This window comes from Methanoculleus sp. UBA430 (assembly GCF_002506585.1).
Lineage (GTDB): Archaea > Halobacteriota > Methanomicrobia > Methanomicrobiales > Methanoculleaceae > Methanoculleus.
Map to the genome: position 1 here is coordinate 14,097 of NZ_DAXW01000007.1, position 25,751 is coordinate 39,847.

Here is a 25,751-nt window from a genome sequence, read left to right on the forward strand (position 1 = left end):
GCCATCCCCTGCCGCACCCCGGAGTGGGAGGGATACCTGCGACACCATGCCACGCGACACCCGGGCCGGAACAGAATTTGCCGAAAGATGCATCGTTACCGACGCATCGACAGGACCCCGCCGACCTCTCACCCTCATTCGGAAAGAGGACACCACGGCTTCACGCCTGCGGATACCGCACCCCTAATCGACGCCACGGGGCATCACGGCACGCTCGAGGTGACCACCACGTTCTCAAACTTTACCGCCCCGGAAGGCACCGTATTTGCGAGGACCACGCCGTTCGTGAACAGTGCGAGGTCCGCCGAGACGATCTCCATATCCTTGATCCGGACATTCCTGGTGCGATCGCCCTCGATCACAAACGGTTTTGCCGCATCCGAGACAATCCGGCCCGAGTACTCGACATTCTCGTTATTCCGGGCCCAGATCAGCGTCTCAGCCCGGTCTCCCGATGCATAGATGTTCACTATGGAGTTGGCCATCGGTCCTCCCTGTGATCCACCAAGGTCCGTCGCCTTTCCGTCGATCCCGGCCGGGTTCTCCAGGCGGAAGTTTTTAATCCAGACATCGCTTGCAAAGTCTATCTGAATACCATAACCGTTTGAATCGATGCTTGAACAGTTCTCAAGCACCAGAGACGGAGTAATTGATCGGGTCGGGGCGGCGTAGAACGATGCCGGCTGTATGATCCGGTAATCGGTCTTCCCGGCGCCGACGTTGCGGTCGACGCAGTTGTAGAGTTTGCCACCGCTGGTGGCGTAGAATCCGTGCCGGCTGTTTCCCTCAGAGTAACAACTGATGAAGGTGATGTCTCCCCGGGGGGCGTAGTAACCGCACCCGAAGTAGTGCGTCGACATATCGTCCAGGTTGTAGGCCTTTGTCGGGTAGGCTTTCTGCCCGTTATTCCTGCTCACGCAGTTCTCAAGGATGCAGTCACGCTTCTCGGGGTCCCACTCGAAATGGAACCCGGACTCCAGGTTGCCTTCCGCGAGGCAGTTGCTCACCCGGAGGCCCTCGATGTCGTTTAACTCCGCAAAGTCGAATCCGGTGATCCAGGGATTGAACGCCCCATATCTGCCGCAGTTGATAGCCTGACAGTTCTGGTACCTGACATCCCGGATCACCGTGTTCTCCGTCCCCCAGGCGTTGTGGAGGAACCCGTAGGTCCCGGTGTCCACGACCCTGCAGTTGACGAACTCGATATCCTCGAGGACGGGGACGTAGACGTTCGGGTTGTGGAGCAGAAGGAAGACCGCCTGGGTGCTCGCATCGGCAGTCCCCTCGACCTCCATAATCTTCACGTGGCTTGCATAGATCGTGACCACGCCGAGCCAGAGGTCGGGCTCGATACGGGGATAGCCGGTGCCCCTGACGTGAAAATTATAGAGCGTGACGGACTCCGTGGAGATGTTGAGCCGCCCGTTCCGGCTGAACTCAATGAATGTCGCATTCGGCCCCTCCCCGCGAAGCATGGAATCAGCGCGGGGGTAGACGCTCCCGGTGCAGGAGAACGTGCCCTCGGTCAGGCAGACCGTGCCGCCCGACAATGGCAGGGCATCAAACGCGGACTGGATGTCGCGTTGGTCATCCGTGCCGTCGCACAGAATGTCGGCCCGGGCCTTCGACGTGGGGCTGCTGTCACTTGCCGCGACGATGACCGTCGGCCCGGAAACCTTCGGGGGCACCGCTGGCGTCGTGGGAATCGGAGTTATCAACGGGGGAGGCGGAGGCGGCGGGACCGGGCCCGGTGGATAAACGTGCATGATCAGCACAACGGCGCCGATCACCGACAGTACGATCGCGATGGCGATGAGGATGCGTCTGGTCCCCAGAGATGGTCTTGCTGACATAAAATTACGACCCGTCTATGTTTGTCGCCGTGGTGTCCTGATGTGCCGCGACCGTGAGAGTTCACCATCCCGGGTTGAACCGAACCGTCCGGAGACGGGATCGGGAGAGCCCGCAACGTCTCCTACCCGGTCAATACCCCTATGATGCAGAAGTACCATTTAAGGGTTTAGCCGACCCGCACCAATCGAGGGGATTGGTGCAGAAGCCCGGCAGACCAATGGCAGGTTTTCCGGCCATGCAGGGGCTTAAAGATCTACACGCGAAGTTATCAGGATGGGAGCATCCCCGATCGCGATGGAGCCGGTCCCGATCCCTACGCCGTGCTGTTGATCCGCAGCACCTCGAGGCCGGCGAGGTCCGGACCTCCCGCAAGGGTCCACTCGACCAGTACCGGCTGAGCAGCATCGGAGATGACCCTGCCGGAATACGTGACGTTTCTATTATTCACGATGTACAAGAGCGTCTGCGGCCCGTCTCCCGACGCGGCAAGATCGATGACCGAGTTGGAGATGCCTGCATCGATCGTCGAGTTTACCGGAAATTCTCCGGAAGGGCACCCCAATACCGCCCCAATGCCGTCAATGCCTGCCGGATTGGTCATGGTGAAGTTCCTGATGAGGGCGTTCTTCGTGCCGCAGACGAAAAGACCCCAACCATTCGAATCAAGGCTCCGGCAGTGATCCATCACGATAGATGGATTCGTCGGGATGGGCAGGGACTGGAGGATGCAGTAGGAGACGGGTTTTGAGGAGGAGCCGCTGGCCGGGACGCGACCGGTGCCGCTCTCGGTACAGTTGTAGAGGAGCATACCGTCCGGGTTGATGATGAAGAACCCGAATGCACTGTTCCCTTCGGCCCGGCAGTTTATCAGGGAGACCTGACCTCCCGGGAGGTAGAAACCGGACCCGAAGAAGTCCGGGTCGCCCACCAGGTAGCCGTCAGGACGGGGTTTCTGTCCGTTGTTCCTGCTCGAGCAGTTGATGAATATGCAGTCACGCTTCGCCGGATCCCACTCGAAGTGGAACCCGGACTCCAGGCTCCCCTCGGCAGAAGAGTTGCTCACCCGGAGGCCTTCGATGTCGTTTAACTCCGCAAAATCGAACCCGGTCACCCAGGGATTGAACGCCCCATACCTGCCGCAGTTGATTGCGGCACAGTTCTCGTAGCGAACGTTTTGGATCGTTGTATTCTCCGATCCCCAGGCATTGTGGAGGAACCCGTAGGTCCCGGTGTCGATCGCCCGGCAATTGACGAACTCAATATCCTCGAGGACGGGGGCGTAGACGTTCGGGTTGTGAAGCAGGAGGAAGACCGCCTGGATGCTTGCATCTGCTGTTCCCGTGACGTTGTAGACCCGGGCGCCGCTCGCATAGATCGTGAGCACGCCAAGCCACTGGCCGAGGTCAAGGGTCGTGTTCGTACTCGCGTTCACGTAGCCGAACCCCGCTATATGAAACCCGTCCAGGGTAACGTGCTCCTCCGAGACGTTGAGCATCCCGTTCCGGCTGAACTCAAGGGACGTTGCTTCCGGGCCCCCGCCGAGGAGCGTCGTCCCCGCCGCCGGAACGATGCTCCCCGAGCAGTTGAACGTACCCCCGCTCAGGACGACCATACCGCCGTCCGGCAGTGCATCAAGCGCCGCCTGGATCTCCACCTGATCGTCGAAGCCGTCACAGGTGTAGCCTGCCCATGCCTTCGATACAGGATCGCTATCGGCTGCCGCCACAACGAGCGGGGTTCCCGGTGCTGCAGCAGCACTCTGGACGAAGAGGAGGCCGAGAACGAGACCGAAGAGAAGAAGGCTGAACGGGGCCTCCCGGTGTGGAGCGCCCCGACTGTACTCATCAGCCACGGAACCGGGCATACTGTCACCACCACTCATCGAATACCTGCATAGGTTATTTCACACAGCCACATCAGGGAGATCGGCGCTCCGTCACTGTTGTATGTTCGTGCATGTCGGTTAAGGCGGGCTTCGGGAACAACGCCCCTGTCCGGGCAACCCGGGTGCCGTCCCGGCATCCGGCGAACCACGACTTACCATAAGCACAGAACTATAAAAGTCAGATGGTGCAACGTTCTCATATAGCCCTGAGATCAGGGTATTTCCAGTCTTGCACACAACCAAATCCTGCGAGTTGCCGCGGGCCCATATTTTCCTGCCAGAGATGCCTGTCCCGTTCTGAGCAGGAAATGGCGCCGATAGAAAATTGGGGCGTTTACGGATACCGGATTCCGGTTCACGGCCGGAACCGCCACCGGGAGACGCAAGAGGGAATTCGGGACCAGGCTGACGGAATTGAGAGGCGGTGGGGGTCGCCGGAGGAATTGTATATAAAGAAATACAATATTATTCTTGAAATATGACCAGTAAGAAGGAAGTCACCATCGGGATCACCGTCAACCTCGAGAACTATGAAAACCTCCGCCTCGAAGTCGAGGGCGATGTAGAGACCCGTGAGGATGTGGACGACCTTATCACGTTCCTCGACGGGATGCTTGCCAGATTCGGGCGCGGTGATCCGGCGACCGCCGAGCGGGTGGATGCATACCGGCGGCGCGTTCTCGCAGCCAGACCTGCAGGGCCGCAGACACCGACCGCGGGATCGGTGCCGGACGAGAAGGCTACCGGGCCAGCGGCACCGGCAACCCCTGGAACGGAACCGGCTCACCGGCAGAAAGAGAATGCCTGTCCCTCCCCCGGGACCATCGAAACCGCAATCCCCCCGGCGCCGGAACACACCGAGCCGCCCCGGACCCCCGAACCACCCGCAAAACCGGAGATAGCTCCAGAGCCAGAACCCGAACAGGCGCCACCCGTACAGGTGCCGCCGCACCAGGAACCGGTCGCGGCAAAGCCGCCTGCCACCCCGGGAGAGGGTGTCTGCGAGATGTGCGGAGCAGAAGTAACGAAATCACAGGCGAAACTTTCTCAACTCTTCATGAGTAAAACGCTCTGCAAGAAGTGCATGGAACAGCCGTAGGTCCTGTTAGATCCGCTCGATGAGGAAATAACAACCAGGGGGTTATATATACTACAATACCCGAGGATTGTATAATGAAGAAGAACCTGCTTATGTGGGACGAGACACTTTTTCGAGATCCCGAGGTCTTCGAGATCGATCACGTCCCTGAGCAGTTCAACCATCGTGATGCCCAGATCAGGGAACTTGCCTTCCAGGTCCGGCCGGGCCTGCGGGGAGCTCGTCCCCTCAACACTGTCTGTCGAGGTCCACCGGGGACCGGGAAGACGACGAGCGTCAAGAAGGTCTTCGCCGAGATTGAGGAGGCCACGAAGAAACTGGCCCCCGTGTATATCAACTGCCAGATCGACAACACCAAATTCGCCGTCTTCTCGCAGATTTACAGGAAGGTCACCGGACGCTCGCCACCTGCATCGGGCACGTCGTTCAAGCAGGTCTTTGACGCCATAGCCCGGGCACTCCTCCGGGAAGAACAGGTGCTCCTGGTGGCGCTCGACGATGCAAACTACCTTCTCTACGAGAACGAGATCAACCACGTCCTCTATCCTCTGCTCCGCTCCCATGAAGCCTACCCCGGCGTCCGGATCGGTGTCATCGCCATTGTCAGCGATATGTCCGTCAGCCTGCAGAACGAGGTAGATGCCCGGGTGGCATCGGTCTTCCGGCCCACCGAGATATACTTTCCCCCCTACTCGGAAGAAGAGGTCCGCGGCATCCTGGAAGAGCGGATCCTGCAAGGGCTCTACCTGAACGTCCTCCGGTCCGACATGCTGGATCTTGTGGTCGAACAGACGATGAAAAGCGGCGACCTCAGGGTGGGCATCGACCTCCTCAAGCGGGCGACCCTGAACGCTGAGAAAGAGGCGCGCCGCTCCGTCGAGCGGGAGGACATCTGCAAAGCATACGAGGTCTCCCGATACCTGCATCTTACGTACTCGCTCCGGGCGCTCAAAGCTGAGGAGAGGGGGGTGCTCGGCAGGATTGCGGAGATGTCGGCGCGCGACGATCGGGAGATGAACGCCGGCGACGTCTACCGTTTCGTCAAAGAGGAAGTGCGGGTCGGCTACACCAAGTATTATGAGATACTTCGGAAGTTCGACGCGATGCGGCTCATAAACCTCCACTACCGCCAGGGAAAGGGTCAGGGAAAGGGGCGGACCAGGCTGATCAGCCTCCGTTACGATCCCAGGCGGGTGCTGGAGTACCTGCGGTAGGAGCGGATTGTTTGATAAGAATTATCTATTTCGCCGCCGTTTGTATTCTGATGAGGTTTTCCACATGCTCAGCGTGAACGAACTGGCACTGGATATTTTTGAGGAACTCTTCGAATATGCCGAGGAGTTCCATGCCGTCCCATACGAACTCGACAACGGGGCACGTATCGTAGACTGCGGCGTCAGCACCACCGGGGGGTACCTGGCAGGAAGACGGTTCACCGAGATCTGCATGGGCGGCCTCGGGGAGGTCGACATAACGATGGGCCGGATCAGGGACGTCCCGATCCCGTTCATCGAGGTCAGCACCGATTTCCCGGCCATCGCGTGCCTCGGCGCTCAGAAAGCGGGCTGGACAATCAACGTCAACAAGTACTTCGCCATGGGCAGCGGGCCGGCACGGGCACTCTCCCTGAAGCCAAAGCACACCTACGAGGTCATCGACTACGAGGATGAGTTCGATTACGCGGTCATCTGTCTCGAAAGCGACCACCTCCCGAACGCCGGGGTGATGGAGAAGGTCGCCGAAGAGTGCAACGTGGACGTGGCGAACACCTGCGCGGTTGTCGCCCCCACGGCATCGATCGTCGGGTCGGTCCAGGTCGCCGGTCGCTGTGTCGAGACCGCGGTCTACAAGCTGAACGAGCTTGGCTTTGACACGAAGAAGATCACCGCCGGCATCGGCCACGCCCCGATCGCCCCCGTCAAGAAGGACGGCATGAAGGCGATGGGCAGTACCAACGATGCTACGATCTACCACGGCAGCATCATGCTGACGATGAACGCTCCCGAGATCAAGGACTACCTGGATCGGATCCCGAGCAACAAGTCCAAGGGATACGGAAAACCGTTCTACGATATCTTCAAGGAAGCCAACTTCGACTTCTACCAGATCGACACCTCGCTCTTCTCTCCAGCCGAGGTCGTCATCAACGAGCTCTCCGAGGGCAAGGTCTACCACGTGGGAGCCGTCAACCCCGAGGTGACGCTGAAGTCCTTCGGGTTCATCTAACCCATTTTTTGGTGAGCTCCTCTCTCCCGGCAGGATCTCTCCCCAAAACTCCGATGAGCGTCCTTGCGAGCAACCACGAACCTGGAAGAGTGTCGGGGTCCGGTTTGCAGCGGTGGAGCGGCAGGTTCGCCGGTTTCGGTGACACGGATACGGGATAGTTCTCCAGAGCCCCTTTTCGAGGAGGAAACCGGACCCACTGGATTCTCGGCAGGCAACACGTTTATCCGTCACGGTGCAAAACACTATAAGGCATCCACAGGGCTTGTGGTCTAGCTGGTCATGACGTCGCCCTTACACGGCGAAGATCGCCGGTTCGAATCCGGCCAGGCCCATTGCGGCACGGCACTGCCAGCGTAGCGCTGTTTATCTCGCATTTGATTCTCCACCCGGCCTTCCAGATTCTTGATGCGCAGTTCGAGCGCCTGAAGCCGCTCTTCACTGCAGATCTGTGTGCTGACGTTACCGGGTTGTGCAACACCGTTCTCCGGCACGATGAGGAATGCCCGCTGCCCCAGGTGATCAGTCCCGTAGATACTCACGCGCTCTCCAATCAGGTCGGAATACTCCTCGGGGAGACACACGATAGGATAGACCATGTGGGATTTCGGAACCTTCTTCCCCACTGTTGTAAACTCTAACAGCTTCACCGTATGCAGCATTCTGCCACCGGACAAACCGTATATACCGACAGGTTATGTATTTCTGGTTTCAGTTTTTGGTCTAACTTATCCAGGGCTGCTCCAGAGCCCCCGGGAGAGCCCCGACGAGGAAAAACAAAAAGGGCCTGAACGGACAGTCACCTGCGGCGAAGCGCAACCGTCACCAGAAGCCCCACCACCACGTAAACAACCCCGAACCCGGGTACCTCCGCTGCCCCCGTCGGCGCAGGTGCCGCAACAGCAACAGCCGCCGCCGTGGACTGAGTCGTTGCCGGCGACGGTGCCGTCACCTCCAGTTCGATCGTCCGGTTCGTCTCTTCTACGAGAGCCCCGGTCGTGTTGTAGGCGTTCACCGCGAGCAGCCACGTTCCTGCCGGCATCGTTGAGGTGTTTGCAAACGCGTGCCCGAACTCGTAGTTGGCACTCCCGATGTACCCGCCTTCAAACTCGCGATGCAGGCAGCCGGTGAACGTGAACCGCCCCAGCGTTGCGTTCTCATAGACGTATGTGACAATCTGGTCGTCAGGGATGTAGCGGTAGGCGCTGCCGGCATCCGTCAGCGTCGTTGCACTCGGCCGCGTCACCCCATAGAACGTCAGGTTCTCCCCCTGCACGATCCTCACCTGCATCGGCGTTATATCGACCGTTTTCCGGCTGTCGTTCACGACCGTGGCGAAGTGGTTATCCCGCACCGGCTCATCCGTGATCTCCGCACGGGTGTACACGACCCGGGTCCCGGCAGGGTGCGCCACCAACCGTCCGGTTACCGACATGACCGCACCGCTCGCTCTATCCGTCCAGGCCATCGACGCCTCACCGACATCGTAGTGCGTGAACGTCGTATGGTCGGAATCCTCAAGACCGTTCCTGAGGATCGCGGCAAGTTCGACCTGCAAGGTCGCAGAGGTGTTGCCGATGTTGTAGATGAGGCAGTCGTTCTCTGCAGTTGCAACGCTATCGACCGTTGTCCCCGGCAGGTCGTTTACCACCTCAATGGCGTTATTCGCCTGCCACCGATCCGGGATCTCATACCCGCCGTCGCCGCTCCGGAAGTATCCCGGGAGCCAGCCGAGGTAGACCCGGAGCGGCGGCGTTCTCTCCTCCGCCCAGCCGATTACGTTCTGCTTGTTCTCATCGGGGCGGAAGACACCAAGGGACGCATGGGTCGTGCCGAAGGCGATCTCCTTCTCCACCCTCTCTCCGGCAAGATCCCCGTCCAGTCCTTCCACGACCAGCGTGTAGGTTCCGGCGGTCAGATCCCGCGTAATCGGCTCCAGTCTCCCGCCGCTGACATCGGTGTAACTTCCCATCCCCCTGGTTACGCCGCCCTGTACCAGGGCAAGGTAGTAGGTATCGGTCACCAGTACCTTGTTGCTGCCGTTTGTAATACCTCCCGGCCAGATGATCACGTCCGGGGCTAACAGCCCTCCCCACTTTTCCGGAACAAGACTCATATCCACCGAACTCTCCGCTGTAACACCGGTCTCATCGACGCTGCTCATGACCGTGCGGAGAACAGCGCCGCTATCGTCTTTGAGGACGATGCGGATGTTCCCGGGGTGCGTGAGCGGTGTCGGAAAGATCCCGTAAACATAAAAGTCCCGCATCTCGGCAAAGGTGGTCTCATTTTGGGAGGGCTCCGTAATGACGAGGGTCCCGGCGGACATAGCAGTCACGGGAGGTATGACCAGCATCACCAGAACGAAGAGGGCTATAGCGGTCTTCGGCGAGGGCATAACATGCATGGTTGAAGAAAGATCACCTGGAGGATTAAAGATATCGAAGAGGTAAGGCGACGGAGAACAAAGATACAGGGAATTTAAACGTTTATGAAAGAAAATTAGACAGACTCAGCGCAATGCGCGACGCAGCATTCAGGAGCGGCCTGCTTCACACCGGACGATGACATCCGGAAAGAAGGAACAACACGGACGCTACCGGGATGCGCTTCAGATTTCATTCCGCAACGTTCTAAATACATCCTGACAAACAGTTCCGCAGAGCACATACATCGGGGAGGCGACCGACAACCTTCCTTGATGGTGCATTCAGGATTCAACCATGCCGGGCAACAGGTCACGGGGGATATCTCATGTTACTGATCTTTCTCACAGCTGCAGCGCTGCTGCTCGCGCTCTGCATCACGACTGACCGGACAGGCGACGCATCAAGCGTCACCATAACAGAAACCGACGGCGACACCCGCGAAGGCTATGTCGACGTCGCCGGCGGCCGGGTCTGGTTCCGGGTCGTCGGCGCGGACAGCGCGGGAACGCCCCTCCTGGTCCTCCACGGGGGTCCGGGGATGACGCACGACTACCTCGAGCCGCTCGAGGCCCTCGCGGACGAGCGGCCGGTCGTCTTCTACGACCAGTTCGGGTGCGGGAACTCCGGTGCTCCGGACGACCCCGCCCTCTGGACGGTGGAGCGCTACGTCGGAGAGGTCGGCGAGGTCCGCGACGCGCTCGGACTTCGTCGGGTGCACCTCCTCGGCCAGTCGTGGGGGGGCGGCCTCGCGGCCGAATACGTGCTTTCCACAAACCCCGGCGGCGTCGAGAGCCTGATCCTCTCCGGGCCGCTGCTGGACGCCGATCGGTGGGTGGCGGATCAGAGGGCGAACCTTGCGGCGTTCCCCGACGGGATGCAGGAGGCCGTCCGGGAGGGGGAGGCGAGCGGGAACTTCGACTCGCCGGAATACCAGGACGCCATGGAGGCGTATTACGCCCGGCACGTCTGCCGGACGGACCCCTGGCCAGAGTGCCTGAACAGGTCGCTTGAACGGCTCGCCATGCCGATCTATCTGCAGATGTGGGGGCCGAGCGAGTTCACCTGCACGGGGATCCTCCGGGAGTTCAGCGTCGCCGACCGGCTCGCCGAACTCTCGGTCCCGGTGCTCTTCACCTGCGGGGAGTACGACGAGGCATCGCCCGCGACCATGATATACTACCAGAGCCTGGTGCCGGGATCGGACCTCGAGGTCTTTGAAGGCGCTTCGCACAGCCACCACCTCGAAGAGACCGAGGCGTACCTCGCGGCCGTGCGGGAGTTCCTGCGCAGGGTCGATACGGCACCCTGATCGGGAAGCCTTTTTTTCACTCCGGGGACAGAGCAGGCAGCAGCGCTCTTCCTCATCCCTGGCGACAGGGGGCATCGTGGAACCCCCGCCTGCACGGGAAGAATACGCACGACCGCACCAGGGTTTCAGGGATCAAAACCTAGCGGGGACGGCGAACTCATCGCAGTCATCACGAAAAAGTCCGTGGAGAACCTTGGGCTTGCCGTCGGCAAGAAGGTCTACGCCGGGGTCAAGTCGACAGATGTCATGGTCGCTACCGACTGAACAACCCCACCCTTTTTTCCCCGGCCTGCAGTTCCCGAAACGGCAGGGCAGCAACGCATAAATACGCCAGCAACCGTTGGCAGCATACCCATCGAGGGAGTACCGGCACCATGGTACGAGAATATTCCCCCATGCTGATCGCGGTCCTCATCTGCGTCGTGCTCACCGGCATCGTCATCGCCTACGGCCTCTTCGCGGACGAGGACGCATCCCCTCCAGGACAGCCCGCACCTCTCCCGGCCCCGACAGCAACGCAGGGGACGCCGGTGGCGACGGGAGCCCCGGTGCAGGTCGTTTCCCGTTCGTTCTCCGTCAGCGTCACCCCCGGAGCCGCCACGGTTCGGCCCGGCGATACCGTCAGGTTCACGCTCAGAGTGCACCCCAAAGGCGGCTTTTCCGCACCCGTGCATGTCGTTGTCTCCGCTACGGCGCTCGGGGGCGTTTTCCGCGACAACCACGACCTCGGCACGGTCTCCCCGCCCTACCCCCCGCTCACGTACGACGTCGTGGCGCCCGACCTCCCGCCCCTTGTCTCCACCGCAACCGTGGACGCCATGGTGACGGCGACCGGAGGGGAGACCGTGCGGACGGAGCAGGTGCAACTGGTCATCCGACGCTAGAACGCCGGTACGGTATATCGGCCGGCACGGCCTTTACAGGGAAATCCCGGGAAGTTCCGGGCAATATCGCCGCGATCATGCCCCCGCGTTGCAGATGGCCAGGCATGATATCCTTAAATTGTCCTTTAATCCCATAAAATCCTTAAAAATGACGGGCATTTCTGAGCCACCTGCAGGGCCGGCGGGACGGTTACAGGGGTCGGCGGACATTACGGGCGATCGAGATAATCTCTACGATCTGGGGAGATTATGGCAAACCCCCTGATTTCCACTGGAGATCCAGGCGCGCAACCCGGAGCGGCCCGGGAGGACCGGGACGTTGCCTCCACCCCCGGTTCCCGGTGCCGGTAAAACACCGCTGCTCCTCCGGCAGCAACCGTGCTCCGGCGCCTCCGCGGGAGCGAACCAGTGCGAACACGGAGATGATAAAGAGAACTCAATTCTCCACCACATCGAACCAGACGGGATCCGGACAGTCAGGCCGGCCGCCGTAGTTGATGGTGATCTCCTCGCCCTTCCGGACGGCATGATGGGCGTAGATACGGATCTCGCCCCGGAGGACGTCACAGACATGGTCTGCGTTCGCGTGGTAGGAGTGATTGTAGAGTGACCCATAGCCCAGCGCCACGGCGGCCAGTTCCTGGTGCTCCCCCCACGCAAAGTAGTAGTTGAAGAGGCGCGTCTTATCGAGGAGTTCCTGCTCATCCAATCCCCCGAGCACGATCACCGGGCAGACCTCGATCAGATCGCCGGCCACGAGATCCCGGCGGGCGAATACTCCACGGCCACGACAATCCGACGAAGAGACATAGACAAGATCGGAAGGGAAGATGGCCTCGTCCGGATCCGCACCCCGCCCTCCAGCACCATCAATCATGGTATCGTCGCTTCTCCATACGTATGAGTTATACTAGTAGACCCTGTCCGGACAAAAAGGATGCGGCCTCCGGGCCGGGCCAGAGAGAATTACGGCTGTTTCTTCCCGATGAATACAGGAAGACAGCCAGAGACCGCCTTCGCCGGAGAGAGGGATGGGCAAGCGAAAGAGTGTTCTATTCGCACGACCTCACTGACAGATCAGGAGGAACGATCATCGGCGACGTCATCGTAGCGCGCGACCTGGAAAAGCGGTTTGAGGATCTCATCGCAGTCGACCGTATAGCCTTCCGGGTTCAAGAAGGGGAAATATTCGGGTTCCTCGGGCCGAACGGCGCGGGAAAGACGACGACCATGAAGATGATCCAGTGCGTCTCCCCTAAGACCGGGGGCACCCTGCAGGTCTTCGATATGGATGTGGATACCCACCAGCGGGAGATAAAAAATCACATCGGCGTGGTGCCGCAGGAGACCAACCTCGACCCGGATTTTTCAGCCTACCGAAACCTGCTGGTCTACGCCCGCTACTTCGGCATCCCGAAGCGGGAGGCAGAGCAGCGGGCGGAAGAACTCCTCGCATTCATGCAACTTGAGGAGAAACGGGATGTCCTGATCGACAAACTCTCGGGCGGAATGAAACGGCGTCTGATCATCGCCCGGGCCCTGATCAACGCACCGGAACTGCTCATCCTCGACGAGCCCACCATCGGGCTCGACCCACAGGCGCGGCACCTGATCTGGGAGAAACTCCGGAGCCTCCAGGCGGCAGGGAACACCCTTGTCCTCACCACGCACTATCTCGACGAAGCGGAACGTCTCTGCGATCGACTGGTAATCATGGATCACGGACAGATCCTCGTCGAGGGCGCCCCGGCAGACCTCATCCGGGAGCATGCCGGGAGCGATATCGTCGAGGTCGAGCAGACAGAGAAGGTGATCTCCTGCCTGACCGGACTTGGCGTGAACTATGACCCTGCTGGCGACGTAATCCAGGTCTTCACGGATCGTCCCCACGACGTGGCACGCAACCTGCTCGAGGTCTGCCGGCACGAGGCGGCGGTGACGGTTCGCCCGGCAACCCTTGAGGACGTCTTCCTGCGGTTGACCGGCCGGAGCCTGCGAGAGTGAGCGAGCGATGATCGACATCACCGGCAGGGTATGGAGTGTCTGGCGGAGGAACTGGGACGCCTTCCTCAGGACCTACCGGGTAAACTTCATCCCGCCCTTCGTTGAACCGGTCCTCTACCTCCTGGCCCTGGGATTCGGCCTCGGCACGTATGTCGAGGCTATCGACGGTATACCATACCCGGTCTTCATCGCACCGGCCCTCGTCTCGATATCGGTGATGTATTCGGCATTTTTTGAGTGCACATACTCGTCGTTTGTCCGGATGTACTACCAGAAAACGTTTGATGCCGTCATCGCAACGCCGGTCAGCATCGACGAAGTGATCGCCGGGGAGATGCTCTGGGGCGCTACCCGTGGGATGATCTATGCAACCCTGATGCTCCCGGTGCTCCTCCTCTTCGGCGTCGTGGCCATGCCGTCATCCCTGCTGCTCATCCCCTTCGCCTACCTTGCCGGCCTTCTCTTTGCAGGTATTGCGATGTGCTTCACGGCGATCACGCCGAGTATTGATGCGCTCAACTATCCCTCGTTCCTCTTCATCACCCCGATGTTCCTCTTCTCGGGGACGTTCTTCCCCCTTGACCTGCTTCCGCAACCGATCCAGTACTTTGCCCTCGCCGTTCTCCCGCTGACGCACATCGTCGGCATCAACCGGGCGATAACGCTCTCGAACTTTTCACCAATCAATCTCCTCAGCCTTGTCTGGATCGTATTGGCGACAGTATTCTTCTTCGTCCTCGCCATCAGGTTGATGAGGAGGCGGCTTATCGTGTGAGCGGCAGGAGAATACAATGGGCAAACCCTTCAGGGCTGCATGCGCGGGGCGGACGCATGGCCGGCAACTCCGAGGAGCGGATCCTCACGTGTGCGCGCCAAAAAAAGTTAGAATCGGGGTTTTCTGTGCTTCGGGAGGCAGTCGCGGCAATAGACGGGTCTACCCTCCGTGGGCTTGAAAGGAACTTCGCACTCTTTGCCGCAATCGGAACAGACTGCCTTGTGGAACTCGCGGGGGCGGTCCTCAAACGAGCGGGGACCCCTGCTCGGATATCTCTCATTCATTGGGATTTCACTCACATGTGGGAAACTGTATTCACACAAACGACTCAGTACCGGGGTTTCCTGTACTTCGGGAGGCAGTCGCGGCAATAGACGGGTCTGCCCTCCGTGGGCTTGAAAGGAACTTCGCACTCTTTGCCGCAGTCGGAACAGACTGCCTTGTGGAACTCGCGGGGGCGGCCCTCAAACGAGCGGGAACCCCTGCTCGGATATCTCTCATCCATATACTTCAACCATGCAGATAGTCTGCACATATACAATAACCTGCCTGCATATAGGTGTTTCTCCGGGATCCCGGAGACCAAAACCGGCCCTGATCTGCTCACTCCACCCGGTTCCCACCACGCACCGGGAAGCACAGGTCCCACATCCTCCGGCGCGTGAGGGGGGCTTCAGGGGGGGTGAAACCCTCTTATCACGTGATTGTTTACTCTGACAGAGAGAACGATGACATAACGCTTTTATCGATGCCATCCTACTCAATGATTATCCAACTATGGCACGTGTCAACCGCTCTCTTTTGCAACCTGGCAAAACGCCGATTCTATCCCGGAGATGGGATTAGGATGAGAGGCTCAGCATGACCGATGAGATCCACACAGACGAACCCCCTGATAGCAAATTGAAGGGAAAACACCGGGACAGGAGGACGTTCGGTCCGGTCCCGAACCTTGAAGAGCATGTGAAATCCGACTGGTGGAAAGGTATCTTCAACCGTCTCTACCTGAAGACCGACGGCGACGTCGTCGACGACCAGCAGATAACCAGAAACGAGATCGACCGGATCGCCCAGGTCCTGAACCTGGGGCCCGACGCGAAGATCCTCGACCTCTGCTGCGGCCAGGGAAGGCACACCCTTGAACTTGTGCGCAGGGGCTACAACGCCGAAGGGCTCGACCAGTCGCATTACCTGATCCAGCGTGCCCGGTCGACCGCGAAGAAAGAGGGGTTCTCGATCCGGTTCCGGGAAGGAGACGCACGCCGGTTGCCCTATCGCACCGACACCTACGATGTCGTCCTCGTCCTCGGGAACAGTTTCGGTTACTTTGATTCCGTCGAGGAAGACCTGCGGGTCCTCACCGAACTCCGGCGCATCCTCAAGCCCTGGGGGCGGGTGCTCCTGGATGTGGCCGACGGCGAGTACCTGAAGGAGCACTTTCAGGCGAGGTCGTGGGAGTGGATCGACGATACGATGTTTGTCTGCCGGGAGCGGTCCCTCTCGCTTGATTCGCAGCGCCTGATCTCAAGGGAAGTGATCACCGACGTCAATAAGGGCGTCGTCGCCGACCAGTTCTATGCCGAACGTCTCTACACCCCCGAGGCGCTCAGAAAACTCCTGGAACGGGCGGGCTTCTCCGGCATCACTTTCCACGGCATCGCCACGGAGTCACAACGGAACCAGGACCTCGGCATGATGGAGCGCCGCCACATCGTCACCGCGGTTCTCAAGAAGGAGTGGGCGACGACGAAGGCAAGAGGGCAGGAGAGGACAAAACATGTCGCGGTGATTCTCGGCGACCCCGCCAAACCCGATGCCTTGAAACCCTCCTGTACCTTCGACGACGACGACTTCTACACCATCGACCAGATGAAGGCGGCCCTCCGGGAACTGAAAAGATACCGGTTCACCTACCTGTGTAAACACGAGACTCTGATGCAGGACCTCCCGAAACTAAAAGGAAAGGTGGATTATGCCTTCAACCTCTGCGACGAGGGATTCAACAACGATCCACGAAAAGAACTCCACGTGCCGGCGCTCCTTGAGATCCTCGATATCGCGTACACGGGATCCGGACCACAATCACTCGCGTTCTGCTATGACAAGTCGCTCGTGCGCGGAGTCGCGAAAGAGATGGGAATTCCGGTGCCGGACGCCTGCTTCATCACTCCTGGCGACCGTACCTACGATGTCGGGATGAATCTCCCGGTGATCGTCAAGCCGAACGCAGGCGACTCCTCATACGGCATTACGCAACGGAGCATCGCCCATACCATCGAAGAACTCTCCGACGTCATCAATTCCCTGCGGACGACGCTCGGATACAACCAGTCGCTCCTTGTCGAAGAGTTCCTTACGGGAAAGGATATCAGCGTCGGCATCATCGGGAATCCATCGGGATATTGCACGGTGCTTCCCATCACCGAGGAAGACTACTCCGCGCTGCCCCCGGACCTTCCCCGGCTCTGCGGCTACGAAGCGAAGTGGCTTCCAGACTCGCCGTACTGGAAGATCGTATCAAGGCCGGCGGATCTCCCCGAGGAGACCGAAAGACTGGTCGTGCGGTGCTGTCTCGCCCTTTTTGAGCGCCTGGAGTGCCGCGACTACTGTCGGTTCGACTGGCGCCTGGACGAGCACGGCAGCCCGAAACTCCTCGAGGTCAATCCGAACCCCGGCTGGTGCTGGGACGGCCACCTCGCAAAGATGGCAAAGTATGCGGGCCTGACGTATCCTGAGATGCTCGGCCTGATTCTCAAATCTGCGGAGGAGCGGTTAGGTATGGAGCAGGAAAGGTCAGCGCGGGAGGCCGAAGCCGGGTCTTCCTCGCTCGATCTCACCCGGCAGACAGCCTGACCTACCCAATCTTTCGCCGGAGTGGGAACGGTCCAGATCTTGCGAACGCATTTATCCTGGAGAGACCACTGTCTTCCCGCAGATGGTGTTACCGGAGAACAACATTCACGCTGGAAGGTACGCCCGGGAGGCCGGGGCGCTCGCAAGAGACGTGAAGGATGAGATCGCGCGTGAGGAGGAGCGGCACTCGTCCCTCCTCGCCCGCGACGACCGGCTCCACGCCACAGGCCCCTTCATCCTCGTCGCTGTCCTCGCGAACCTCTTCTTCCTGCTCGTCTTCCCCCGCTTCATGCTCTACTGGATCGTCTCGAGTTTCATCCTCTATATGGTGAATCCCTTCATCCTGATGATCCCGACCGGTAGCGGGAAGATGGCCTTCCGGGGCAGGGAGACCGCCGGAGAGATCGTCCGATCGATCCGGGAAGCAGGAGGGGTCTCCTATCTCCTGGGCCGCGAGGGGAGGACGTTCGGGAAGGTCTTCTGGGACACCTTCTTCATCAACAGTCAGCCTCTCGCCGCCGGGTTCGGGCTGCTATTCGGCATCAATATACTCTTTGCGTTCTTCAGCGGTTGGGTTGCGGGATCCCTCAAGCCGGGAGCGGCAGCACTGATCACGCTCCAGTCCCTTGCAATCATCCTCTTCTATGCCGGCATCTGGCATGTCAAGCCATATACAACAGACTTCTTTCTCTCACTCGATGGAATGCGGACGAACCTGCAGGAGAAGATCAGGGCAGGCTGGCGGGCGGCAATGCGGGTCATCCTCCTCGTCACCGCCCTGGGGGCAGCGAGCGGGATCCTCGCCGTATCGGCGATCTTCCTCCCGGGGATGACACTCTCCACGTTTCTCGCCTCAGTCAACCTCGCTCTTGGGTGGGGCCTCCTGCCGCTCTTTGCCATATTTGCCTCGCAGGTCGTGATCGTCCGGTACCTGCAGGGGACCTACAGCCGCGAACTCTTCCTGCAAGTAGGCGGCTACAAGGTCCATGTCTTGCGAGACGAGATCCTGAACCGTCTCACTACAGTCCCAAGAGTTCCGGAGGAGATCCAGAGCACGGGGCATCTTGCGGACCTCGTGGCGGAACTATCGCGGATGCAGAGCGACTACAGGCGAATGCAGATGTACACAGCGGAGTATCATAGCATCTTCGGCTTCTTTCCGGTTTATCTCGTTCTCCCCGAGATCCCCGTTATCCTTGACAGGAGCCACGGCGCGCCCCCAAAACCCACACCGGAACCCGAAGGCCTGGTGCATACGGAGCCGGCCGATCGGACTGCAGGATACGAGTGCCGCAAGCCCGCCGGCACCCATCAGTATATAATATCCTCTGGCGCATAGATCATGTTATATGGCCGATGAATCGTATCGGACCGCGACGGTCCAGGGCAGGGAGGTCCCCTACGATCCGGAGCAGCTACGCAAGATCAGCGAGCACCCCTGCTACTCCGATAAAGCGTGTCACTCCTTTGGGCGATGCCACCTCCCCGTCGCCCCGAGGTGCAATATCCAGTGCAACTACTGCGTGCGGGATTTTGACTGCGTAAACGAGAGCCGGCCGGGTGTGACGAGCAGGGTCCTCCCGCCGGAGGAGGCGCTCGACCTTGTCCGGAAAGTCATGCAGGAGCACCCCTACGTGAAGGTGATCGGCATCGCGGGGCCGGGCGAACCGCTTGCAAACCCCGAGACGTTTGAGGCGCTCCGGCTGGTCCACGAGGAGTTCCCGCACCTGATCATGTGCATCAGCACGAACGGCCTCATGCTCCCGGAGTCGATCGAGGAACTGGCGAAGTACGATGTCGGGAACGTTACGGTCACGCTCAACGCCATCGACCCTGCGATCGGGGAGAAGATCTACTCCTGGGTCGAGTACAACGGGAAGAAGTATCATGGGCGTGAGGCGGCGGAACTCCTCCTCTCCCAGCAGATGAAGGGGATCGAGATGGCGGTTGCAAAGAAGATGTTTGTGAAGATAAACACCGTCTACATCCCCGGGATCAACGACGAGCACATACCCGAGATAGCAAAGAAGGTCGGTGAGATGGGAGCGTTCACCTTCAACGTCATTCCCCTCATCCCGCAGTACAAGTTCGCCGGGATCACCCCCCCGACGCCGAAGGATAAGCGGGAGATGCAGGACCGGTGCGCCCCGTTCATCAAGCAGATGCGGCATTGCGCACGCTGTCGGGCGGACGCGATCGGGAAACTCGGGCAGGATGTGCAGTCCTGTGTCTACCAACAGATGAAGGATGAGCAGAAGGCACAATAACCAACTCTTTTTCACCTGCCGGGCTCGCCGGCCATGACGACGATCACGCTTCACGACGACCGGTCGTTTGACCTCGACCGGACGCTCTCCTGCGGCCAGGCCTTCCGCTGGGAGAAGGCGGACGGGTGGTGGCAGGGGGTCTCCTGCGGCCGGGCTGTCCGGATACGGCAGGATGCAAACCGGCTCACGTTTGAGGGGGCGGATGCGGGGTTCGTCCGCGCCTACTTCCAGCTGGACCAGGACCTCCCCGCGATCCTCGCATCCATCGACCGCGATCCCATCATCGGCGCTGCCATCCAGGAGTGCCGCGGCCTCCGGCTTGTCAGACAACAGCCCTGGGAGTGCCTGATCTCCTACATCTGCGCCACGAACACGAACATCCCGGCGGTGAAGCGGCGGGTCGCGCTGATGGCGGAGCGCTATGGAAAGCCGATCGACGGACATTCTGGAACGGCGCATGCGTTCCCGGAGCCGGAGGTGCTTGCAGAAACCTCCCACGCGGACCTGTGGGACTGCAAACTCGGTTACCGGACGGATTACGTCTGCGAGGCTGCTGCTTACGTGGCAGAACACCCGGACTGGGCAGAGCGAGTCGCCGCCCTTCCTTTCGAAGAGGCGCGGCGGGCGCTGATGCAATTTACGGGCGTCGGGCCGAAGGCGGCGGACTGCGTGCTGCTCTTTGCGTTCGGGTTCTTCGAGGCGTTCCCGGTCGACGTCTGGATACGCCGGATCGTGGCGGAGACCTACCTCCCGGACCTCTCCGGGAAGGGGTGCACCCCGGCGGAGTATGAGCGGATCCGGCGATTTAGCCGGGACTACTTCGGGGAGTACGCGGGGTACGCACAGGAGTACCTCTATTGTGCACGGGGCCCGGCGAGTCGGCCCGGGTGAGGCTCATTCTTTCCTGTTGCGGATCCGATGCCGGGACGAGAGTAAGAACCGCGACCAGTGCCAGGAGCAGGAGAGAGGCCCGGCGGTCATGTACCATTGACCGGGTGGTGGGCACCCGAGACGTAAGAACGTGACGAAATCTTTTTTGGGGGGAACCTCCACCCCTCATGCCTTCTCTCACTCATTCTCCGGCAAAGCTCTCGATAAACCCATTCTCCCGCATCCCGAGCACCTCCTCCGGCGCACCGTCGACCACCACCTTCCCCTCCTCGATGAGGCAGAGGCGATCCCCCAGTTCCAGGGCGTCGCGGAGGTTGTGGGTGACGACGATGCAGGGGATGCCGGCGTTCCGGATCTGGTCGTGGAGCTCACTCCGCATCGGCGCCTGAGCCCGCATATCGACGGCCGCAAGCGGTTCGTCGAGGAGGAGGAGTGCGGGGTCGAGGATCAGGGCCCGTGCGAGGCCCACTCGCTGCCGCTGGCCTCCCGAGAGCCGGCCGACGTTGACGTCCGCGAGGTCGGAGAGGTGCATCGTCGCGAGCTGCTCGGCCACGGCATCGGCTATTTCGGCTTTCGGGACCTTCCTGCTCCGGAGGCCGAACGCCACGTTCTCAAAGACGGTCATGTGCGGGAAGAGGGCATAGGACTGGAAGAGGTGGCCGATGTTCCGGTTCTCGGGAGGAATAGCGACCTTTTTTTCGGACGAAAAGAGCGTCCGGTCCTCGAGGGTGATCTCGCCGCGGTCAGGGGTGAGGATGCCGGAGATCAGGTTCAGCACCGTGGACTTGCCCGATCCGTTCTCACCGATGAGGACGAGGGTCTCGCCTGACCGGGCCGAGAGCGCGACGTCGAGGACAAAGTCCCGCAGTTGCCGCACGACATGGACGGAGAGCATCAGTACCTCCTCCGGGTGACGACCTTCACGGCAGAGATCACCGCAAACGATATCACGACAAGAATGATGGAGAGGCTGATCGCGGCGTTCATGTCTCCTTGCATGGTCGTATAAATCGCAAGCGGCATCGTCTGGGTCCTGCCCTGAAAGTTCCCGGCAAACATGATCGTGGCGCCGAACTCCCCGAGAGCCCGGGCGAACGAGAGGATCGCCCCGGAGACGAGTCCGCCCCACGCAAGCGGGATGGTGATCCGGAGAGCGACAGCTCCGGGTGAGGCCCCGAGGGTCCGCGCCGCATCCTCGTAGAGGCGGTCGACCGCCTCGAAACTCGCCCGCGCCTGCCGGATGTAGAACGGCGAGGCGACGAAGACCTGCGCGAGGATCACCGCGGTCGTAGTGAAGCCGATATGGATGCCGAAGATATCGAGGTACTGCCCGATCACGCCCCGACGGCCGAAGGCCATCAGTAACGCGAGTCCCGCCACCGCCGGCGGGAGGACGATAGGGAGGTCGGTGAGAGTGTCGACGAGTTCCCTCCCCGTGTAGTCGCGTCGGGCGTTCACCAGGGCAAGCGGTGTCCCGAAGAGGACGACGATCACCGTGCTCACCGTCGCGGTGACGAAGGAGAGAGAGAGCGCATCAAGTACCACCGGTTCGGTGAGCGAGTGGAAGAACGCCTCCGGCGATATGCGCAGGAAGAGCGAGACGACCGGCAGCGTGATGAAGAGGAGGAAGATTACAAGAAGGACGGTGGTGAAGAGGGAGAGCATCACCCTCCTCAATACCGTCCGGCTGCCGAGCAGGGGTATCCCACGCTCAGGCAGGGATCGGGTCAAAACCATATTCCGTCAGGATGGCACTGCCGTCCGGACCCCGGACGAATGCTATGAACGACTCTGCTTCGGCCTTGCTCGGTGACTCCGCAAGGATACCGAGCGGGTAGGTGGCCACGACGTTGTACTGGGCCGGGATCTCGATCCGGGTCACTTTGGTCAGGTCGTCTTTTGAGACATCCGACTTGTAGACGATCGCCGCATCCGCCTCACCGAGCGCCAACTTGGGCACCACCGAGCTCACCGCCGTCTCCTCGGAGACGACGTTCTTCATCACGGCGTCCTTGTAGGCCGGACCATAGGCAGGATCGGCGGCCATCTTCTCGAACATCTGCCGGGTGTAGTCGCCGAAGGGAACATCCTTGGTGCCGATGACGAGTTTCACCCCCGATCTGTTCAGGTCGGCAAGACCATTGATGGTTGCCGGGTTATCGACCGGGACTACCAGAGCCAGACTGTTCCCGAGGAACGGAGCCACGGTGCTGTTGTCCATGAACCCGCCGTCCTGGAGCGCCTTCATGTGCTTTGTACTCGCCGAGACGAAGATATCCACATTCGCGCCCTGCTCGATCTGGGTGCGAAGGGTCTGTGATCCGTCAAAGACGAAGTCGACCTTGACGTTCTCATTCTGTGCCTCGTAGGCTTTGCCGATATCCGTGAAGGCTCCCGTGAGCGATGCGGCCGTAAAGACGGTCAGAGTCGTCTGCTCGGGGGTCTCGGTGGTGGTCGTGCACCCCGCGACCAGGAGACCGGCGATCACCAGAAGACATATGGCAACAAGGGTTGCCGAGGTTGACGTTTTCATACTGATACCTTTCTCACATGACAATTGCGGCTCAATATATTTAATTTCGTTGATTCCTGACCAATATAAAGCGAATTTTATTTACAACCCGGGAGAGTATTAAAAGTGTGCGGTGCCTCTGGAGATCCGACGCGCGGAACATGGGCGAAATGCCGGGGCATCAGTCGGGTGAGTGGTCCGGTCCACAGGCAGGCGGCCGGTGCCGGAGCGAATGAAAAGAAGGGTTCAGGGGAGTTTTTCATGCCCATCGGCCCGGAGTAAGAAGGTTCCCCGCCTCGCACGCACCGGCGCAGGAGTACCGCACGGCCGGTGCGGCCATAGGAGGTGCATTGGCGAGGACACCTCTATCCGGCATGCGACGATCGTGCACACGTAGAACGATGATAGGTCCGATCAGGTACGCCGCCGCTTCATCTCGTCCAGAAGCTCACGGCGGACTCCCTCGATGCGCTCGTTCACCATCCGGGCAAGGGATTCGTCCTCGCAGGTATTGTATAGTGTGGTCTCCCGGCACCGAGATTCTTCGAGCGTCCTGGCCTTCGTAAGTTCCCCGATGACGGACTGGGCCATATTCGAGTACTCGCCGTTGTCGACCTTATTCTTCAGCCACCGGTAGAGGTGGCCCGGCAGCCGCACACCCACCTGCTTGCTTGAAACGTTATCGGGAGACTCCATCTTCCCATTCAGGTATCCCGGCAGAACAATTATATTGCACTGTTATTATTCTTCCAGCCGGATACCATAAGATACCAACAGGTATCATTAAGCAATCGGAGCCCCCATAAAGGTGTATGAGACAGAGCAGGTCGGTCGGCCTGTGCCTGCCGGGAGGCGTTCAGCAGGCACGAAAAGGGCGGAATAGCACCATCACGAAGAGGAGCAACCTCACCGGATGGAGGGGGATTGGTGCGTGCGCGTGTTAGATGGGAACCGGAAGTCAGCGCACCCGTCGGATGACGCCGGAGACGACGCATCTACTCCCTGCCCCTTCTGCGGGTGCCGGCACCACATCGAAGACATCGTCGCTGCAATTCCGCGGATCCATACTATCCACCAGTGTCTCAGGTGCGGCCGCTGGTTTGACGACGTAGGGCCGGCATGTCCCCGGTGCGGTTCTCCCGGAGAGCTCCTCGGCGATGTCGACGCCCCCGATCACGGCCTTTATGCACAATACCGGTGCTGTGAATGCGGCCACGGGTTTATGGTGCGAATGAATGGTGATGACGACGCCCACCCGACCTGACGGCGTATTGGGCCCGGGACCATCTACCCCAGGTCTTGTGCCGGGGCTCCCGCGACGATGAGAAAAAGGAGGGGGAATTACGTCCCGATCGTCCAGCTGCTCATATATGTTTCCTGCTCGGGCGTCAGCCGGTCGATCGAGATGCCGAGTGTGGCAAGTTTCAGCCGTGCTATCCCTTCATCGATGGCGGACGGGACATCGTGGACTCCCGGAGCGAGCTCGCAGCCATGCTTTGCGATGAACTCCGCAGAGAGAGCCTGGACGGCGAAACTCAGGTCCATCACCTCGACGGGGTGGCCCATCCCCTTCGGCGTCGCGAGGTTCACGAGCCTCCCTTCAGCGAGGACGTGGATGGCTTTCCCGCCGAGGAGGTAGGTGTCGATGCCGTCACGGTGGAGAGTGGAATCTGCATGCGATGCGAGCCACTCGACGTCGATCTCGACGTTGAAGTGGCCGGCGTTCGCGAGGATCGCGCCGTCCTTCAGGTTCGGGAAGTGCCGCTCCGTGATGATGCTCGCATTCCCGGTGGTGGTGACGAAGATCTCGCCGAGGGGTACCGCATCGTCCATCGTCATGACGTCGAATCCGTCCATATACGCCTGGAGCGCCCGCCGGGGATCCACTTCGGTCACGATGACGCGGGCACCGAGGCTCCGCGCCTTCTGCGCAAGTCCCCTGCCGCAGTAGCCGTAGCCGGCGACGACGAGCCTTTTACCGGCGATGAGGATATTCGTCGTGATCATGATCGATGCAAGCGAACTCTCCCCGGTCCCGTGGACGTTGTCGAAGAAGTGTTTCATCGGGGTGTCGTTGACGGCCATGACCGGGAACTTGAGCGCCCCGTCGCGCGCCATCGCGCGGAGCCGGTGGATGCCGGTCGTGGTCTCTTCGCACCCGCCGATGACACCATCAAGCACATCCTGCCGTTCGGTGTGGATGCGGTAGATCAGGTCCATGCCGTCGTCGATGGTGATTGCCGGCCGGGCGTCGAGCACCCGGTCGATGGCCGCGTAATACTCCTCGACATCGGCTCCCCGGCGGGCGTAGGAGTGAATCCCCTTACGGGTGTTGAGCGCCGCAGAGACGTCGTCCTGGGTCGAGAGGGGGTTGCACCCCGTGATATGCACCTGTGCACCGCCTGCCGCCAGGGTCTCGACCAGCACCGCAGTCTTTGCCTCGACATGCAGTGCCATGCCGATAGTCATGCCGGAGAAAGGCTTCTCCTCAACAAACCGTTTCCGAATGGACGAGAGTACCGGCATATATTGCCGCGCCCACGCAATTTTTAAATCTCCTGACTCCATGAAACCACCAGACCGGTAATCTGTCCGGATATGCGTCCGGCTTGCCTGTAAAGGTATCTTTCAGGATTACTTAAACGTAAGGTGCGACGGGCGGGAGCGAAGCGAGCGGCCGGAGCAGGAGCACCGTAAGGTGCGACTTGCGACGCTCCGCCAGGAACGGAGGTCGAGCACCGTAAGGTGCGAGTTGCGACGCTCCGC

The 25,751-nt window shown here is 60.4% G+C and carries 23 protein-coding genes and 1 tRNA gene; 13 read left to right on the plus strand and 11 right to left on the minus strand.

Annotated elements, in window-relative coordinates; genetic code table 11:
• Positions 1 to 203 precede the first annotated feature (203 nt).
• Together BRA49_RS05680 and BRA49_RS05685 are read right to left on the minus strand one after the other, a co-directional pair.
• Positions 204 to 1,688, minus strand: coding sequence for a hypothetical protein (locus BRA49_RS05680; protein WP_292384271.1), 1,485 nt, complete (start codon positions 1,686 to 1,688; stop codon positions 204 to 206).
• 479 nt (positions 1,689 to 2,167) lie between these two features.
• Positions 2,168 to 3,718, minus strand: coding sequence for a hypothetical protein (locus BRA49_RS05685; protein ID WP_292384272.1), 1,551 nt, complete (start codon positions 3,716 to 3,718; stop codon positions 2,168 to 2,170).
• A gap of 499 nt (positions 3,719 to 4,217) precedes the next feature.
• Here BRA49_RS05685 and BRA49_RS05690 point away from each other — a divergent pair, with 499 nt between their 5' ends.
• From BRA49_RS05690 to BRA49_RS05705, 4 genes are all read left to right on the plus strand, one after another.
• Positions 4,218 to 4,838: a hypothetical protein gene (locus BRA49_RS05690; RefSeq protein WP_292384274.1), complete on the plus strand. Its 621-nt coding sequence runs from the start codon at positions 4,218 to 4,220 to the stop codon at positions 4,836 to 4,838.
• 74 nt (positions 4,839 to 4,912) lie between these two features.
• Positions 4,913 to 6,052: an ORC1-type DNA replication protein gene (locus tag BRA49_RS05695; protein ID WP_292384275.1), complete on the plus strand. Its 1,140-nt coding sequence runs from the start codon at positions 4,913 to 4,915 to the stop codon at positions 6,050 to 6,052.
• Positions 6,053 to 6,116: 64 nt separating this feature from the next.
• Positions 6,117 to 7,064 carry a methenyltetrahydromethanopterin cyclohydrolase gene (mch, locus tag BRA49_RS05700; RefSeq protein WP_292384277.1) on the plus strand — a complete coding sequence of 316 codons (948 nt, stop codon included), beginning with the start codon at positions 6,117 to 6,119 and terminating at the stop codon, positions 7,062 to 7,064.
• A 258-nt stretch (positions 7,065 to 7,322) separates the two neighbouring features.
• A tRNA-Val gene (locus BRA49_RS05705) sits at positions 7,323 to 7,396 on the plus strand.
• Positions 7,397 to 7,860: 464 nt separating this feature from the next.
• Here BRA49_RS05705 and BRA49_RS05710 read toward each other — a convergent pair.
• A complete protein-coding gene (locus BRA49_RS05710) occupies positions 7,861 to 9,459 on the minus strand; it encodes a hypothetical protein (RefSeq protein ID WP_292384279.1) in 1,599 nt (532 codons plus the stop codon).
• Between the two features lie 356 nt (positions 9,460 to 9,815).
• Here BRA49_RS05710 and BRA49_RS05715 point away from each other — a divergent pair, with 356 nt between their 5' ends.
• The 3 genes from BRA49_RS05715 to BRA49_RS05725 all read left to right on the plus strand — a co-directional run bounded on the left by BRA49_RS05715 (position 9,816) and on the right by BRA49_RS05725 (position 11,683).
• The gene (locus tag BRA49_RS05715) at positions 9,816 to 10,799 is read left to right on the plus strand and encodes a proline iminopeptidase-family hydrolase (protein ID WP_292384281.1); all 984 of its coding nucleotides are present in this window, start codon (positions 9,816 to 9,818) and stop codon (positions 10,797 to 10,799) included.
• 102 nt (positions 10,800 to 10,901) lie between these two features.
• Entirely contained in the window at positions 10,902 to 11,063 is a 162-nt protein-coding gene (locus tag BRA49_RS05720; RefSeq protein WP_292384360.1) for a TOBE domain-containing protein, read from the plus strand.
• Positions 11,064 to 11,173: 110 nt separating this feature from the next.
• Positions 11,174 to 11,683: a hypothetical protein gene (locus BRA49_RS05725; protein WP_292384283.1), complete on the plus strand. Its 510-nt coding sequence runs from the start codon at positions 11,174 to 11,176 to the stop codon at positions 11,681 to 11,683.
• A gap of 436 nt (positions 11,684 to 12,119) precedes the next feature.
• On the opposite strand, the gene BRA49_RS05730 is transcribed toward BRA49_RS05725, so the two are convergent.
• On the minus strand, positions 12,120 to 12,560 hold the full coding sequence (locus BRA49_RS05730; RefSeq protein ID WP_292384285.1) for an SET domain-containing protein: 441 nt from the start codon (positions 12,558 to 12,560) through the stop codon (positions 12,120 to 12,122).
• A 170-nt stretch (positions 12,561 to 12,730) separates the two neighbouring features.
• Here BRA49_RS05730 and BRA49_RS05735 point away from each other — a divergent pair, with 170 nt between their 5' ends.
• Together BRA49_RS05735 and BRA49_RS05740 are read left to right on the plus strand one after the other, a co-directional pair.
• The gene (locus BRA49_RS05735; protein WP_394339108.1) at positions 12,731 to 13,687 is read left to right on the plus strand and encodes an ABC transporter ATP-binding protein; all 957 of its coding nucleotides are present in this window, start codon (positions 12,731 to 12,733) and stop codon (positions 13,685 to 13,687) included.
• Between the two features lie 7 nt (positions 13,688 to 13,694).
• Entirely contained in the window at positions 13,695 to 14,462 is a 768-nt protein-coding gene (locus BRA49_RS05740; protein WP_292384287.1) for an ABC transporter permease, read from the plus strand.
• Positions 14,463 to 14,569: 107 nt separating this feature from the next.
• Here BRA49_RS05740 and BRA49_RS05745 read toward each other — a convergent pair whose 3' ends face one another.
• Both BRA49_RS05745 and BRA49_RS05750 read right to left on the minus strand, forming a co-directional pair.
• Positions 14,570 to 14,746, minus strand: coding sequence for a CxxC-x17-CxxC domain-containing protein (locus BRA49_RS05745; RefSeq protein ID WP_292384289.1), 177 nt, complete (start codon positions 14,744 to 14,746; stop codon positions 14,570 to 14,572).
• Between the two features lie 44 nt (positions 14,747 to 14,790).
• Positions 14,791 to 14,967 carry a CxxC-x17-CxxC domain-containing protein gene (locus BRA49_RS05750; protein WP_292384291.1) on the minus strand — a complete coding sequence of 59 codons (177 nt, stop codon included), beginning with the start codon at positions 14,965 to 14,967 and terminating at the stop codon, positions 14,791 to 14,793.
• A gap of 356 nt (positions 14,968 to 15,323) precedes the next feature.
• On the opposite strand from BRA49_RS05750, the gene BRA49_RS05755 reads away from it, so the two are divergent.
• From BRA49_RS05755 to BRA49_RS05770, 4 genes are all read left to right on the plus strand, one after another.
• Positions 15,324 to 17,315 (plus strand): methyltransferase domain-containing protein, encoded by a 1,992-nt coding sequence (locus tag BRA49_RS05755; RefSeq protein WP_292384292.1) that lies wholly within the window; start codon positions 15,324 to 15,326, stop codon positions 17,313 to 17,315.
• 82 nt (positions 17,316 to 17,397) lie between these two features.
• Positions 17,398 to 18,654, plus strand: a complete 1,257-nt coding sequence (locus tag BRA49_RS05760) for a hypothetical protein (RefSeq protein WP_292384294.1) — start codon at positions 17,398 to 17,400, stop codon at positions 18,652 to 18,654.
• A gap of 10 nt (positions 18,655 to 18,664) precedes the next feature.
• Positions 18,665 to 19,582 (plus strand): nitrogenase cofactor biosynthesis protein NifB, encoded by a 918-nt coding sequence (nifB, locus tag BRA49_RS05765; protein WP_292384296.1) that lies wholly within the window; start codon positions 18,665 to 18,667, stop codon positions 19,580 to 19,582.
• A 33-nt stretch (positions 19,583 to 19,615) separates the two neighbouring features.
• Positions 19,616 to 20,473, plus strand: coding sequence for a DNA-3-methyladenine glycosylase family protein (locus BRA49_RS05770; RefSeq protein ID WP_292384298.1), 858 nt, complete (start codon positions 19,616 to 19,618; stop codon positions 20,471 to 20,473).
• A 181-nt stretch (positions 20,474 to 20,654) separates the two neighbouring features.
• On the opposite strand, the gene BRA49_RS05775 is transcribed toward BRA49_RS05770, so the two are convergent.
• The 5 genes from BRA49_RS05775 to BRA49_RS05795 all read right to left on the minus strand — a co-directional run bounded on the left by BRA49_RS05775 (position 20,655) and on the right by BRA49_RS05795 (position 25,553).
• Positions 20,655 to 21,368, minus strand: a complete 714-nt coding sequence (locus BRA49_RS05775; RefSeq protein ID WP_292384300.1) for an ABC transporter ATP-binding protein — start codon at positions 21,366 to 21,368, stop codon at positions 20,655 to 20,657.
• The gene (locus BRA49_RS05780) at positions 21,368 to 22,138 is read right to left on the minus strand and encodes an ABC transporter permease (RefSeq protein WP_292384302.1); all 771 of its coding nucleotides are present in this window, start codon (positions 22,136 to 22,138) and stop codon (positions 21,368 to 21,370) included. The genes BRA49_RS05775 and BRA49_RS05780 overlap by 1 nt, the downstream gene beginning before the upstream one ends.
• Before the next feature lie 46 nt (positions 22,139 to 22,184).
• Positions 22,185 to 23,006, minus strand: a complete 822-nt coding sequence (gene modA, locus BRA49_RS05785) for a molybdate ABC transporter substrate-binding protein (protein WP_292384303.1) — start codon at positions 23,004 to 23,006, stop codon at positions 22,185 to 22,187.
• Positions 23,007 to 23,399: 393 nt separating this feature from the next.
• Positions 23,400 to 23,681: a hypothetical protein gene (locus BRA49_RS05790; RefSeq protein WP_292384305.1), complete on the minus strand. Its 282-nt coding sequence runs from the start codon at positions 23,679 to 23,681 to the stop codon at positions 23,400 to 23,402.
• Positions 23,682 to 24,326: 645 nt separating this feature from the next.
• On the minus strand, positions 24,327 to 25,553 hold the full coding sequence (locus BRA49_RS05795; RefSeq protein WP_292384307.1) for an adenosylhomocysteinase: 1,227 nt from the start codon (positions 25,551 to 25,553) through the stop codon (positions 24,327 to 24,329).
• Between the last annotated feature and the right edge of the window lie 198 nt (positions 25,554 to 25,751).